The organism is Paracoccus ferrooxidans (assembly GCF_029909815.1).
Classification (GTDB): domain Bacteria; phylum Pseudomonadota; class Alphaproteobacteria; order Rhodobacterales; family Rhodobacteraceae; genus Paracoccus; species Paracoccus versutus.
This window is the reverse complement of the sequence record NZ_CP038198.1, coordinates 2,482,501-2,496,429: the sequence shown is the minus strand read 5'-3', so window position 1 is coordinate 2,496,429 and position 13,929 is coordinate 2,482,501. Positions and strand designations below refer to the sequence as shown.

Here is a 13,929-nt window from a genome sequence, read left to right as displayed (position 1 = left end):
TCGCCGCACCGCCGGCGAGCATTTGAAAGAGGCTCATCTTGCATTCCCTTTCACCGAAAGTCCCGCGTCCGCACCCTGATGCCCCTACCGCGCTCATCCCGCGACGGCGCCCCATGCCGGAACTCGTCGCCCCGTCCATGCGGCAGCGGAAACGCCTCGTCGCGTTCACCGACGCTGGCCAGTTCGCGCGAGAGGCTGGTGATCCGGTGAGCCACGAGATGCACCACCTCGCCCTCGCGCTGGATGCGGCCGTAAATCGCGATCATGCTGGAGGAGAGGATGGTGCGCCGGAACCGCTCGAACACCTTCTGCCAGACGACGACATTGGCGATGCCGGTCTCGTCCTCGATGGTGATGAACATCACCCCCTTGGCCGAGCCGGGGCGCTGGCGGACGAGGATGATGCCGGCGGCCTCCAGCCAGCGCCGGTCGCGGGAACCCATCGCCTCCGCGCAGGTCACGATCCGGCGTTTCGTCAGATCGTCGCGCAGGAAGGACACCGGATGGCGGCGCAGGGTCAGGCCGGTATGGGCGTAATCCTCGACCACCTCGCGGCCCGCCGCCATCGGCCGCAGCGCGATGGCGGGCTCGGCGACTTCGGCGATCATCTCCCCTTCACGGCGGGAGGCGGCGGCGAAGAGCGGCAGTTCCTCGTCGCGCAGACCCTTGATGGCCCAGAGCGCTTCGCGCCGGGAGATACCGAGCGCGGGGCGGAAGCCGTCGGCCTCGGCGATGGCGGTCAGCGCTGCAACGGGGACGCCTGCCCGACGCCAGAGATCCTCGACCGAGGCGAAGGGGTCTTCGCCCCGCGCGGCGGCGATGGCACCGGCATGGGCGTTGGACAGCCCCTTGACCATACGGAGCCCCAGCCGAACGGCGAAGCGGAATTCATCGGTAGTCGGTTCCAGCGTGCAATCCCATCGGCTGGCATTGACGCAGACCGGCCGGATCTCGACGCCATGCTCGCGGGCATCGCGCACGATCTGGGCCGGAGCATAGAACCCCATCGGCTGGCTGTTCAGCAGCGCGGCGCAGAAGGCGTCGGAATGCCAGCATTTCAGCCAGGCGGTGGCATAGGCGACCAGCGCGAATGAAGCGGCATGGCTTTCCGGAAAGCCATAGCTGCCGAAGCCTTCCAACTGCCGGAAAGTGCGTTCGGCGAACTCCTGTTCGTAGCCCTTGGCGACCATGCCGGTGATCAGCTTGTCGCGGAACTTCGAGACCCCGCCGGTATGCTTGAAGGTGGCCATGCTCTTTCGGAGCATGTCCGCCTCGCCTGGCGTGAATCCGGCACAGGTGATGGCGACGCGCATCGCCTGTTCCTGGAACAGCGGCACGCCCAGGGTCTTGCCCAGCACCTTCTCCAGTTCGGGGGTCGGATAGACGACATCCTCCAGCCCGGCGCGGCGGCGCAGATAGGGATGGACCATGTCGCCCTGGATCGGGCCGGGTCGGACGATGGCGACCTGCACCACCAGATCGTAATAGGTGCGCGGCTTCAGCCTCGGCAGCATCGACATCTGCGCCCGGCTCTCGATCTGGAAGGTGCCGAGCGTGTCGGCCTTGCGGATCATCGCATAGGTGCGCGGATCCTCGGCCGGAATGGTGGCCAGATCGAGGTCGATGCCCTTGTGCTCGGCCAGCAGGTCCAGCCCTTTCCGCATGCAGGTCAGCATGCCGAGAGCCAGGACGTCGACCTTCATGAAGCGCAAGGCATCGATGTCGTCCTTGTCCCATTCGATGATCTGGCGGTCCGCCATCGCCGCCGGTTCGATCGGCACCAGATCGTCGAGCCGGTCATGGGTCAGCACGAAGCCGCCCGGATGCTGCGACAGATGCCGCGGGGTCCCCAGAAGCTGGGCGGCAAGTTTCAGCACCAGCCGCAGACGGTGATCCTCCGTGTTCAGATTCAGTTCACGCAAATCATGGGCGGTGAGACCATCGGCCCATCGGCCCAGCTGCTCCGAAAGCGTCTGGGTCAGGTCTTCGGGCAGCCCGAGGGCCTTGCCGACATCGCGCAAGGCGCCTTTGGCACGATAGCGGCTGACGGTCGCGGTCAGCGCCGCACGATCGCGGCCATAGGTCTCGTAGACCCACTGGATGACTTCCTCGCGCCGGGTATGCTCGAAGTCGACGTCGATATCGGGCGGCTCGCGGCGCTCCTCGGAGACGAAGCGCTCGAACAGCAGATCGTTGCGGCCGGGATCGATGGCGGTGATGCCGAGGACGTAGCAGACGGCGGAATTGGCGGCCGATCCGCGCCCCTGGCAGAGAATGCCCTGTGACCTGGCATAGCGGACGATGCTGTGAACGGTCAGGAAATAAGGCGCATAGTCCAGCTTGCCGATCAGACTCAACTCGTGGCGTAGCGCCGCAACGACCTCATCCGGCACACCTTCGGGATAGCGGTTTTCTGCGCCCGCCCAGGTCAGGTGTTCCAGCGTCTGCTGCGGCGTCAGGGCCGGATCATCGCGTTCCTCGGGATATTGATAGCGGAGTTCGTCCAAGCTGAAGCGGCAGCGGTCGGCGATTTCCAGCGTCCGGGTCAAAGCCTCCGGCCAACGGGCGAACAGGCGGTGCATTTCGGCGGGCGGCTTCAGGTAACGGTCGGCATGGCGCTCGCGCCGGAGGCCGAGGGCGTCGATGGTGGTGGTGTGACGGATCGCCGTGACCACGTCCTGCAGCCTGCGCCGCCCAGGCTCATGGAAGAGCACGTCATTGGTGACGACCGTCGGCACGTTGAACCGCTGCGCCAGTTGCGCCAGTTCCCACAGCCGCATCTGGTCGTTCGGGCGCCGCCGCAGGGTCAGCGCCAGATAGGCGCGGTCGCCGAAGGCGTCACGCAACCGGCGCAGGTGCAGGGCACAACTGTCGTCGGGCATATCCGGGACCAGCACCGCGATCAGGCCCTCGCCATAGGCAACCAGATCGGCCCATTCCAGATGGCACTTGCCCTTGCCGGCGCGGGTCTTGCCGAGCGTCAGCAGGCGGCAGAGCCGGGAATAAGCGGGGCGGTCCGTGGGATAGACCAGCACCGACATGCCGCAGGCGAGATCGAGGCGGCAGCCGACGATCAGCCGGACGCCGGTTTCCTTCGCCGCCTCATGGGCGCGGACTATGCCGGCGAGCGTATTGCGATCCGCCACCGCCAGCGCTTCGATCCCCATCAGGGCGGCGGTGGCGAAGAGGTCTTCGGGTGAGGACGCCCCACGCAGGAAGGAGAAATGCGACGTCACGTGCAATTCGGCATAACGCGGCGCGCTCATCCGAACACCCCGTGCAGGAACCAGCGATGCGAGCCGGTGGCGGCATCCTCGCCATCGCCGGCGCGGAAGATCCAGAAACGCTCGCCGGCCTCGTCCTCGATGCGGAAATAGTCGCGCACGGCGGCCAACTCGGTATCGCGCTTCCACCATTCGCCGAAGATCCGCTCGGGACCATCGGCCCGGCGGACCCGGCGGCGGATGCCGCGCCAGCGGATCCAGTTCGGCGGATGGTCCGGCAAGAGCGCCATGGTCTCGATCGGTTCGGGGCAGGGCAGCAGGCGCGAGGGGCGAGGCCAGTGATCGGGCCAGCCGGCGCCGGTCGCCTCGGCCAGCGCCGGGACGCGGCGGGCGGATCGTTCTGGCACATCGCTCGCCACTGGCGCGAAGCGGTAGACCGCCTTTGCCCCGACGCGGTTAGCCAGCGTGTCGATCAACCCGGAGAGGTCAGGCTCCGGTGTCTCAATCAGGCTGCTGGCTGCCTGTTTCGCGGCCAGGGGCTCGGCAATCGTCGCCGCCAGCGTCATGATCTCGATGCCGAGGCCGGGGTCGATGGTCTCGATCTTGTCGCAAAGCAGCCGGGTCAGGCGCTTCGCGTCGCGCACCGGGCGGGCAAGGCCGATGCGAACGGTCTCGATGCGGTTGTCGATGCGATGGCAAAGCAGGTCGAGGCGGCGCGCGCCGAGACCGCATTGCTCCAGCATCGTGCAAAGGCTGGCGACCAGCTTGCCGATATAGCGGGCGATGGTCTCGGCGGCGGCGATGGGCTCGGCGAAGACGCGCCGGACCTCGATCATGTCCTCGGGGCGGATGGGCGTGATCGGCTCGGTCGCTTCGTCCAGGGCCTGATCCAGCCTGCGGCAGAGTTCCGGGCCGAAACGGCGGGCCAGCGGCGCGCGGGGCTGGCCGAGAAGGTCGCCGATGCAGGTGAAGCCCAGATCGCGCAGGCCCGACGAAATCGCGGGCGGCAGCCGCAGCCCCTCGAATGGCAGCGGCGCGAGGACGGTCTCGACCATGCCGGGCGCGGCGATGAACACCGGATCAGCCTGCCAGCGCGCCAGCGCATGCGCGGCGCCCCAGGTATCGGCCATAGCGGCACGGGCAGCGATGCCAGAGAAGGTCAAGCGCCCGACGAGGGCTTCCAGCATCGCCGCCTCACCACCATGCAGGTGATCGGCGCCGGTGGAGTCGATGACGATCCCGTCCCCACCGTCCACCGCTACGATGGGGCTGAACCGTTGCAGGATCCACAACGCCAGCCGTTCCAGGCTCTCGGCATCTGCCTGCGGATCGGCGGGTTCGATAAGCAAACCCGGCACCAGCGCTTGGGCTTTGGTTACCGGCATGCCGACCCGCAAGCCGAGGGCCTGTGCCGCCGCATCCGCCGCCGTGACGATACGGCGGTTACCCTCGCGACCGGCGATGATCAGCGGCGCGTCAGCCGGCGGCGCTGCGGGGCCAGCCTGCCGCCGCAGCCGGTCCAGCGGCCAGGTCGACAGGAAGACCGAGATGACCCGTGCCATCGCATGCCTCCAAGACGATATCGAGGGATTCCCCAGCCCGTGCCCGGATCAGCTCGACCAGCCAACGCGGTCTCTCGACGCCCGGCACCGGCATGGCTTTTGAGGGCAGGCTGGAAACGCGCCAGCGGGTCATCGCGGCCGTCGGCTGGCCGAAATCGCCGGCCTCCGACTGCCGCCGCCAGCGGCGCAGGGCCAGGCCGATGGTGCCGGATTCCTTCGCGGCCAGATGCAGCCGCCGCGAGGCGACCATCGGCAGACGGGCGACATCGCCCACCACCGCGCCGAGCCCGCCATGGCGCAGCCCTTCCTCCATGCAGGCCAGCACCGATTTGTCGTCGCCCGCCTCGACATGGATGACCCGATCCGGCGCCAGCCCGGATTGTTCGAGACCGGGCGCGAAGAGATCCTGCCGGGTCACGCACCACAGCACCTGGCCGGACGTGCGGGCGGCGATCCCGGCCACGAAACCGGAAGCCGCCGCTGCGTCCACGGCGCCGTTGCCGCCGCCCGCCACCTCATGCAGGCAGCCGAGCGTCAGCCCGCCGCCCGGCAGCTTGCGGTCCAGCGCCGGCAGGCCGAAGGGCAGCACCTCGCGCGGGTGCGCAGCATCGCCTTCGAGATGCGCGATGCGCGCTCGAAGCTCGGCGATGGCGGGGCTGTCTACGGGTCCGGGCATGTCTGGCGAGGGGCTTCCTGGGCTGGGCGGGCTTTGCAGCGGACGATTCCGCTGATAGGTTCACTATTTGTTCACGGTCGGATCCGGAGTCAATGCGAGTCGCTTCCGATGTGATCTTGGGAACGCCGCGTCCTATGCTGACGTAGAATCGATGCGCAGGAACGGAGGGAATGGATTTTGTGTAATCTCTACAACGTCTCGACCAACCAGCAGGCGATCCGGGAGTTCGTCTCCGCCACCCATGACAGCATCGGCAATCTCGAACCCTTGATCGAGGTCTATCCCGACCGGGCCGCGCCGGTGGTGCGCAATGTCAGGGGCGGGCGGCAGCTGACCCGGCTGACCTGGGGCATGCCGAGGCCGGTCGAATACCTGAAATCCCCCGATGCGCCGGATACGGGTGTCACCAATATCCGCAACACCTCCAGTCCCTGGTGGCGCAAATGGCTGGGGGTCGAGCACCGTTGCGTGGTGCCGGCGACGGGTTTTTCCGAATATGGGCAGAAACCCGACCCGGTGACGAAGCGCAAGCCGTTTCATTGGTTCGCGCTGGACCAGTCGCAACCGCTGTTCTTCTTCGCCGGCATCTGGACAAGCTGGGAGGGCACACGCGGATCGCAGCGGACGCCGAGGCCGGGCAGCCACGAACTCTTCGCCTTCCTCACCACCGAGGCCAATGATGTCGTCAGGCCGATCCATCCGAAGGCGATGCCGGTGATCCTGACCAGCCGCGAGGAGGTCGAGACCTGGCTCACCGGCGACTGGCGCGAAGCCAGGGCATTGCAGCGGCCGCTGCCCTCGGACCTGCTGGAAGTCGTCGAGAAGCCGCTGGCTCAGACGGGTTGATGCCACCCCATGCCGGGACCGGAGGATCATACAGGAGGTGCCAATGAGGCGAGCGAAAGAATCCGCAAGATCATCCATGTCGATATGGATGCCTTCTATGCCTCGGTCGAGCAGCGCGATAACCCCGAGCTACGCGGCAAGCCGGTGGCGGTCGGCGGTTCAGCCGCGCGCGGCGTGGTTGCCGCCGCCAGCTACGAGGCGCGCGTCTTCGGCGTGCGTTCCGCCATGCCATCGGTTACGGCGAAGCGGCGCTGCCCGGACCTGATCTTCGTGAAGCCCCGCTTCGACGTCTATCGGTCCGTGTCCAACCAGATCCGCGAGGTCTTCGCCGAACATACCGACCTGATCGAGCCGCTATCGCTGGACGAAGCCTATCTCGACGTGACCGAGAACAAGCAGGGCATTCCCGTCGCGACGGAGATTGCACAGATCATCCGCGCCCGGATCAAGGAAGTGACCGGCCTCAACGCCTCGGCCGGGATCAGCTATTGCAAGTTCCTCGCCAAGATGGCCAGCGACCTCAACAAGCCGAACGGCCAGGCGGTGATCACGCCCGCGCGCGGGCCGCAATTCGTCGCGGACCTGCCGGTGAAGAAATTCCACGGCGTCGGCCCGTCCACGGCGGCGAAGATGGAACGCCTCGGCATCCTCACCGGCGCCGATCTGCGCGAGAAGTCGCCCGAGTTCCTGCGGCAGCATTTCGGGAAGTCCGGCGGCTGGTATTACCAGATTTCGCGCGGCATTGATAATCGCCCGGTCGAACCGCATCGGGAGAGGAAATCCATCGGCGCCGAGGACACCTTTTCCGAGGACGTTTTCAGCCTTGATCCGGCGAAGGCCGAGATCGAGGCGCTGGCGGCCAAGGTCTGGCGCAGCTGCGAGGCGAAGGACCTGACCGGCCGCACCGTGACGCTGAAGGTGAAATATGCAGATTTCCAGCAGATCACCCGCAGCCGCACCATTGACCGGGGCGTGCGGGACGCGGCGGAACTGACCGGCATCGCCTCGGCGCTGCTGGAAGCGCTGTTCCCGGTGGAAAAGGGCATACGTCTGCTCGGCGTCACGCTATCCTCGCTGGAAGTGCAGGGCGAGGACAACGGCAACGAGCAGCTTAGTCTCGGCCTGCCGGGGCTATAAGAGCAGAACAGGAGGGGCCGATGAAGCGGAGGGACGAGGAAAAGGCCGCCGCCAGCCTGGCCAGGGGCATGGCGATGATCTGCGTCCGCAACACCATGCTGGAGGATTTCCATGGCGGGCAGGTGCCGATCACCAGGACCGGGGATTTTTCGGATGTTCATGTCATCGACGGCGAGGGCAGGCGAATTCCATGGCTGGAACTGTCGCGGCTCGACGATGACGAGATGCGCGACCTGATGCGCCAGGTGGTCAACCGCCTCTACACCTTCCTGCTGCGGATCGACGAGCCGGCCTTCCGGGATTCTATCGATTCCTGGATGAAGGCGGCGGCCAGATGGGATGAGCCGGTTCTCGATCCCGGCCTGGCGAAGACCGGTTCATGGGCGGAATGATTCCGCGGCTCGCGGGGGCGATAATGCAAGGGACCGCAGGCGACCTGCGGTCCGTGGTGCATTCAGATGGCGAAATCTTCCAGCGATTTCCCCGCGTCCAGCCCCTCGACGATCCAGGCGGGCTTGCGGCCGCGGCCGCTCCAGGTGATGTCCGGGTTTTCCGGGTGGCGGTATTTCGGGGCAGAGGCCGCGCGCTTCCGGGACGAAGTGGTGTCGACCAGGTCGCCCAGAGCGAAACCGTGCTCCTTCGCTACCGCTTCCGCCGCGGCACGGGCTTCGGCCTTCCGGCGGTCCTCGAAGGACGTGATGGCCTTCGCCACGTTCTTTTCCAGCTGCCTCAATTCGGTCAGAGACAGGGTGTTCAGATCGATATTGCTCATAGGGATCCTCGCTTTTTTCCGGATTCGGCCTAAACTATTGGGGGTGATCAGGCAAATCTTTCGGATGGCGTTTCATTGGCAGGATTGCGCTGCTCGGTCAGTCCCCGTTGCATACGTCTTCGCAACGCGGCGCGCTATCGGATATAAACTGGCCATCGTTCGAAGACCATGCAGGGAATGACGCTAACGTCAAATGTGCTCCTGCCGAAATCTGTTGAGATTGGATCGTTCAGAATCCGTGCGCACCAGTTCCGACAAGCGCGACGTGAAAACCCTCATCTGATTGCCGCGCCGACTATGCCCGAGCATCTTTGCGAGCTTGAGAACTACTTCGAAGTCATCAATGCTGGCAATCGCACTCTCGAGAGAAAGCGCCCCCACCCCACCCATTGACCGATCAAGCCACCGCAAGACCTCGGACACACGGGAGCCGTTGCCTTGAGCAAGCAACTGACGGAAAATTGCGACCGCCAGTGATCGCGGAACCTTGGCGTCGAGAACATCAGTTGTCATGGATGCGGGCCAGTTTCTCGACGTAATGGCATATGCAATTCGTTCGGCCTGATCAGCATCGAGTTCGTACCGAGTCTCGGTCAACATCTTCAGCGAAAGTTTCGGATCAACGACTTCGGTTGCGAAGCTTTCGACGGCGGCAGCATGGACTTCTCGGTGGTTAGAAAGTTCAGTTGCGGCAGCAATCATTGCTGCAAATCCATTCTGATCCAGAATCCACCAGGCATCGAGAACTCTGGTTGGTCTCATTCGGGCGACAAGCTTCCCAAGCCTCGCTCCCAGTTGAGGACGGTAGTGATGCTTGAGGGTATGAATAACCGCGTCATCAATCGGGCACCGCACATCCCCGAACAGTTGAAACAGTTCCTCAAAAAACGACTCAGAGCCATCCGACAAATACTTGCTCAGCTGTGATAGCGCCGCACTCATGTAATCGCTGCCGAACTGATCGTTGGGGTTGGTACTGGTCGATTTCAGGATAGGATCAAGAAGGACCTCCTGAAGTAGCGCCTGAAGTGAAGCATTGGAGTCCAAATCGTGAGGTACGTTAGGCAGCCCGCCCCCGCTCTGATACCGAACCATGTCAGCATCCATATGGCGCTCAATGAAGCGAAGTATCATATCCACACGCAGGTCTCGGATGGTCCTGCGGGTCTCTTGCTGGCGCTCCTTTGCAGAGCCGCGACGAAGCCGCCGTCTCTGCTCGTCCGTTAGTATGGCCCCCTCAAAGTTTGTCCCCAAGCCTACCAGGAACGAGATGTCCTGCGACCTGAGATCAACCCCGGTAAGGTCGGCACCCAGATACATGGCGACCGGGTCTTGGCCTGCTATCGCAGCCAGTTGCCGTAGGTCATCGGTGTCAGCCCGCAATAGCGCCTCAGCCGTCGAGATCGCTTTCGTCAGCGATGGGGATCGTTGCATCACAGATCGTCAACTCCGAATATCGATCAGACATATCTCCAACCCGCAGTCCCTCAAGAAGGATCTGCTGCTTGAGGTAAGCTTCAGCAGCTTTCAGTCGTGCTGTTTGTCCAGGCCTCCGGAATATTCGCACGTTCTCTGCATCATTCTTGAACTGGATGTCATAGATGTCGATGTCTTCGCGCAGGCATCGAACCTCTATTCGCGAGAACGGGGGAAACCCCATGTCAGCATCTTTCTGGATGACAGCTACGGGCCGCCGGTCGATGATGGTAAGGCGTGGCTCGCTTTGAGCGTCCCAGACCGAACCCCAGAGCCTTTGCATGTGCATGGATTTTCCATCCAAGCTCCAGGACCGGTGCCCGTCGTGGGATCGCTTGCTTAGTTCGTGGTAGGCGCTCGCCTCCTGGTTTGAGGTAACGCTCTTGCTGACCTCTCGGCTCGCCAAGGCTTCGAGGTTTCCCGATACTGCTGGAGTTGCGCCAGAAAGCGAGAGTCCAAGCCCCGCACCCAATTTACCCTTTGTGGTATCACTGGTCTGGATTGCGTGTGGGTTGAGAGGCCGCGGGGCACGGACCGTGGATGGGTCTACATGGAAATAGCCGCTTGATGGCGTCAGAAAGACAATCTCGCATTTTTTCACGGAAAGCTTGAACAGGATATTCGATCCTTCGCCTCCGCCCAATCGTTCCTCGTCAAAGGTCACGTTCGCATGGAGGGTATATCTGTTCACATCGGCCTCAGAACGACGGAACCAGGCCTCTACGGCAACGAGTTGTCGCAATGATCGATGTGTATTGTGGTCTGGACGGTTGCCGCGACCGGCGCCGTCGTGAGGGCACATGCTTTGCTATCTCCTTGTACCTTACCGGTCTCGGACATGATTGGCGATTGTGTACCAGGAGGTCAATGAAGAGCGATCATCGTACACCAGCCTCGGTTGCCCAAGACGTGGCAAATGGCCGCTCTCATACCGATGGCTGCCTGTGGTCCCTCCTAGAAGCAGACGCCTAGCCTGCCCTCGTGCGGTAGGTTTTTGCTAAACTGGATGTGTCAACACGGAAGTCGGCCAACCTCGCGCCGGTGCAGCTGCTGATCTTCGTCTATGCGGTACTGCTGCGCAAACGCCTGCCGGAAACGGCGCGCGGCCACGCCATCGGGGCCGGGATCCTGATCGTCTCGCTGACCTTCTGCACGCTGGAGCAGCCGAGGTCTGACGCCGGCGCCGGCTGCGTTGAGCCTCGATTCCGGCAAGTCTTTGCGCGACGCCAGCGCCCGCTGTTCTACGCCACCCTGCCCTGCCGCATCCCGGCCCATGCCATTCCCCGCCGATTATTCCATAGCGATTTCCATTGCTTATGCGGATTTCGGCGCCGATGCTGGCGATTATGACCTTGCCAGCTTCCCGAACCCAGGCCACGATGACGCGGAGCGAACGCGAGGCGCTGCTCGACGCCCTGCTGCTCGGCGAGCCGGAACTCGGCTTCACGCCGCGCGGCAATCCCGACCTGCGCCTCGTAGCACTGGTGCGCCTGCTGGGCAGGCAGGCCGCCAGGGACAATTTCGAGGCGCAGCGGAAGACAAGGGAACCCGGCGCCTCCTGATCCGACAGGGAGTACCGCTATGAAGGTCGCCATCTACGCCCGCTATTCCTCCGACCAGCAGCGCGATGCGTCCATCGCCGATCAGTTCCGCATGTGCCGCTTGCGGGCCGAGAAGGAGGGCTGGCAGGTGGTCGAGGAATATTCCGACCATTCCATCTCGGGCGCCAGCATGATCCAGCGGCCTGGCATCCAGGCGCTGGTCATGGATTCGACGCGCGGCCGCTTCGATCTAGTGCTGGCCGAAGCGCTGGACCGGATCAGCCGGGATCAGGAGGACATCGCCGGCATCTACAAGCGTATGCGCTATGCCGACGTGAAGATGTTCACCCTGTCCGAAGGCGAGATCAGCGAGTTGCATGTCGGGCTGAAGGGCACGATGAACGCGCTGTTCCTGAAGGATCTGGCCGACAAGACCCGGCGCGGCCAGCGCGGGCGCGTCGAGGCGGGCAAGTCCGGCGGCGGCAATTCCTACGGCTACGACGTGGTCAAGAAGTTCGATGGCAACGGCGAGCCGATCCGCGGCGACCGGATGATCAACGCAGCGCAGGCCGAGGTGGTGCGCCGGATCTTCCACGACTATGCCGCCGGCAAGTCGGCCAAGGCCATCGCCGTGGCGTTGAACAAGGACGGTATTCCCGCCCCCTCGGGCGGTGACTGGGGCTTCAGCACCATCAACGGCAACCCGAGGCGCGGCAACGGCATCCTCAACAACGAGATGTATGTCGGCAGGATCGTCTGGAACCGGCAGCGCTTCGTCAAGGATCCCGATACCGGCAAGCGCCAGGCCCGGCTCAATCCGGAAGAGGAATGGGTCATTCAGGAGGTGCCGGAACTGCGCATCCTCGACGACGGCCTCTGGCAAGCGGTGAAGGCGCGCCAGAAGGACAATACCGCCGCCCGCGACGCGCGCGGCGTCGCCGACGTCCGCACGGTGAATCATCGCCGCCGCCCCAAATACCTGTTCTCGGGGCTGACAAAGTGCGCCTGCTGCGGCGGAGGCTATTCGGCGATCTCGAAGGACCTGATCGGCTGCTCGACGGCGCGCAACAAGGGCACCTGCGGCAACCGGATGAACATCCGCCGCGACGAACTGGAATCGCGGGTGCTGAACGCCCTGCGCACCCGTCTCGTCGACCCCGACCTCTTCGCCGAGTTCTGCGACGCCTATACGAGGGAGACCAACCGGCTGCGCATGGAAAGCGGCGCCGGCATCGACAAGGCCGAGGCGGAACTGAAGCGGATCGCCCGCGAGGAGGAGAAGCTGATGGATCTCTACATGCGGGACGCCATCTCGATCGAGGCGGTGAAGGAGCGCGGCGACAAGCTGCGCGCCCGCAAGGCGGAGCTGCAGGATTTCCTGGCCAGTACCGACGAGCCCCCGCCCCTGCTGCATCCCTCGATGGCGCTGCAATACCGGGCGCGGGTGCAGCAGCTCTACGAGACGCTGCAGAGCGACGACGAGACGCAGCGCATCGAGGCGGCGGAGATCATCCGCTCGCTGATCGACCGGATCGTGCTGACGCCGGGGGAGGATCGGATCGAGATCGACGTTCAGGGCGATCTTGCCGGAATCCTTACGCTTTCGGCGCAACGCAAAAACCCCGCGGCGGATGCAGCGGGGGCGCAAGTAAAGATGGTTGCGGGGGCAGGATTTGAACCTGCGACCTTCAGGTTATGAGCCTGACGAGCTACCGGGCTGCTCTACCCCGCGCCATTTGCATCGCGTGGTTTGCGGTGCTTTTTCGTTCCGAGAGATTTTCGCTTCTTTTCAGGTCTGGCGGTGACCTACTCTCCCACGTCTTTTGACGCAGTACCATTGGCGCGACGGCACTTAACGGCCGAGTTCGGGATGGGATCGGGTGTTTTGCTCGTGCTAAAGCCACCAGACCGGAAAAGGAGCGAGATCGGCGTTTCCGCTTCCCTTCGGGCTTTCGCCGCTTCGGGATCGGGAAGACATTGTCCAAGGATGCTTTTGGAAGAAGGCGGGCTGCTTGTCCTTGACAAGCTGGTCTGTCTTCTTCCGGATCAAATCAAGCCTATCGAGCGATTAGTACCGGTCAACTGAACGCATTGCTGCGCTTACATCTCCGGCCTATCGACGTGGTGGTCTTCCACGGCTCTCAAGGGATACCTTGTTTTGAGGGGGGCTTCACGCTTAGATGCCTTCAGCGTTTATCCTGTCCGTTCATAGCTACCCAGCACTACCGTTGGCACGATAACTGGTCCACCAGTGGAACGTTCACCCCGGTCCTCTCGTACTAGGGGCAACTCCTCTCAAGTATCCTACACCCACGGCAGATAGGGACCGAACTGTCTCACGACGTTCTAAACCCAGCTCACGTACCTCTTTAAATGGCGAACAGCCATACCCTTGGGACCTGCTCCAGCCCCAGGATGAGATGAGCCGACATCGAGGTGCCAAACGATGCCGTCGATATGGACTCTTGGGCATCATCAGCCTGTTATCCCCAGCGTACCTTTTATCCGTTGAGCGATGGCCCTTCCACTCGGGACCACCGGATCACTATGGCCGACTTTCGTCTCTGCTCGACTTGTCAGTCTTGCAGTCAGGCTGGCTTCTGCCATTGCACTCGACGAGCGATTTCCGACCGCTCTGAGCCAACCTTCGCGCGCCTCCGTTACTCTTTGGGAGGCGACCGCCCCAGTCAAACTA

At 63.7% G+C, this 13,929-nt stretch carries 12 protein-coding genes, 1 tRNA gene and 2 rRNA genes (1 of these 15 only partly in view); 6 read left to right on the top strand and 9 right to left on the bottom strand.

The features are described from left to right. Positions 1 to 50: 50 nt before the first annotated feature. From E3U26_RS12565 to E3U26_RS12555, 3 genes are read right to left on the bottom strand one after another with little or no spacing between them, the layout of a single operon-like run. Positions 51 to 3,266 (bottom strand): error-prone DNA polymerase, encoded by a 3,216-nt coding sequence (locus E3U26_RS12565; protein WP_499105802.1) that lies wholly within the window; start codon positions 3,264 to 3,266, stop codon positions 51 to 53. Next, positions 3,263 to 4,786: a Y-family DNA polymerase gene (locus E3U26_RS12560; RefSeq protein ID WP_499105022.1), complete on the bottom strand. Its 1,524-nt coding sequence runs from the start codon at positions 4,784 to 4,786 to the stop codon at positions 3,263 to 3,265. The genes E3U26_RS12565 and E3U26_RS12560 overlap by 4 nt, the downstream gene beginning before the upstream one ends. After that, positions 4,701 to 5,462, bottom strand: a complete 762-nt coding sequence (locus E3U26_RS12555) for an ImuA family protein (protein ID WP_499105021.1) — start codon at positions 5,460 to 5,462, stop codon at positions 4,701 to 4,703. The genes E3U26_RS12560 and E3U26_RS12555 overlap by 86 nt, the downstream gene beginning before the upstream one ends. 177 nt (positions 5,463 to 5,639) lie before the next feature. Between E3U26_RS12555 and E3U26_RS12550 the strand changes: the two genes are divergently transcribed. From E3U26_RS12550 to E3U26_RS12540, 3 genes are all read left to right on the top strand, one after another. After that, a complete protein-coding gene (locus E3U26_RS12550) occupies positions 5,640 to 6,308 on the top strand; it encodes an SOS response-associated peptidase (RefSeq protein ID WP_499105019.1) in 669 nt (222 codons plus the stop codon). Positions 6,309 to 6,392: 84 nt separating this feature from the next. Continuing rightward, entirely contained in the window at positions 6,393 to 7,445 is a 1,053-nt protein-coding gene (gene dinB / locus E3U26_RS12545; protein ID WP_499105018.1) for a DNA polymerase IV, read from the top strand. Positions 7,446 to 7,465: 20 nt separating this feature from the next. Beyond that, positions 7,466 to 7,837 carry a hypothetical protein gene (locus tag E3U26_RS12540; protein ID WP_499105016.1) on the top strand — a complete coding sequence of 124 codons (372 nt, stop codon included), beginning with the start codon at positions 7,466 to 7,468 and terminating at the stop codon, positions 7,835 to 7,837. A gap of 62 nt (positions 7,838 to 7,899) precedes the next feature. Here E3U26_RS12540 and E3U26_RS12535 read toward each other — a convergent pair whose 3' ends face one another. The 3 genes from E3U26_RS12535 to E3U26_RS12525 all read right to left on the bottom strand — a co-directional run bounded on the left by E3U26_RS12535 (position 7,900) and on the right by E3U26_RS12525 (position 10,384). Beyond that, positions 7,900 to 8,217, bottom strand: a complete 318-nt coding sequence (locus E3U26_RS12535) for an H-NS histone family protein (RefSeq protein WP_499105014.1) — start codon at positions 8,215 to 8,217, stop codon at positions 7,900 to 7,902. 189 nt (positions 8,218 to 8,406) lie between these two features. Continuing rightward, entirely contained in the window at positions 8,407 to 9,537 is a 1,131-nt protein-coding gene (locus tag E3U26_RS12530; RefSeq protein ID WP_499105013.1) for a hypothetical protein, read from the bottom strand. Between the two features lie 70 nt (positions 9,538 to 9,607). Then, complete coding sequence (locus E3U26_RS12525) at positions 9,608 to 10,384, bottom strand: hypothetical protein (RefSeq protein WP_499105011.1); 777 nt, start codon at positions 10,382 to 10,384, stop codon at positions 9,608 to 9,610. 350 nt (positions 10,385 to 10,734) lie between these two features. Between E3U26_RS12525 and E3U26_RS12520 the strand changes: the two genes are divergently transcribed. From E3U26_RS12520 to E3U26_RS12510, 3 genes are read left to right on the top strand one after another with little or no spacing between them, the layout of a single operon-like run. Next, positions 10,735 to 11,043, top strand: coding sequence for a hypothetical protein (locus tag E3U26_RS12520; RefSeq protein WP_499105010.1), 309 nt, complete (start codon positions 10,735 to 10,737; stop codon positions 11,041 to 11,043). 29 nt (positions 11,044 to 11,072) lie between these two features. After that, the gene (locus E3U26_RS12515; RefSeq protein WP_499105009.1) at positions 11,073 to 11,255 is read left to right on the top strand and encodes a hypothetical protein; all 183 of its coding nucleotides are present in this window, start codon (positions 11,073 to 11,075) and stop codon (positions 11,253 to 11,255) included. Between the two features lie 19 nt (positions 11,256 to 11,274). After that, positions 11,275 to 12,933 carry a recombinase family protein gene (locus E3U26_RS12510; protein WP_499105801.1) on the top strand — a complete coding sequence of 553 codons (1,659 nt, stop codon included), beginning with the start codon at positions 11,275 to 11,277 and terminating at the stop codon, positions 12,931 to 12,933. On the opposite strand, the gene E3U26_RS12505 is transcribed toward E3U26_RS12510, so the two are convergent. The 3 genes from E3U26_RS12505 to E3U26_RS12495 all read right to left on the bottom strand — a co-directional run. After that, positions 12,890 to 12,966, bottom strand: a tRNA-Met gene (locus tag E3U26_RS12505). The two genes, E3U26_RS12510 and E3U26_RS12505, sit on opposite strands and share 44 nt — an antisense overlap. A gap of 61 nt (positions 12,967 to 13,027) precedes the next feature. Then, a 5S ribosomal RNA gene (gene rrf / locus E3U26_RS12500) occupies positions 13,028 to 13,142 on the bottom strand. 139 nt (positions 13,143 to 13,281) lie between these two features. Beyond that, positions 13,282 to 13,929 (bottom strand): 23S ribosomal RNA (locus tag E3U26_RS12495) (it continues 2,199 nt past the right edge of the window).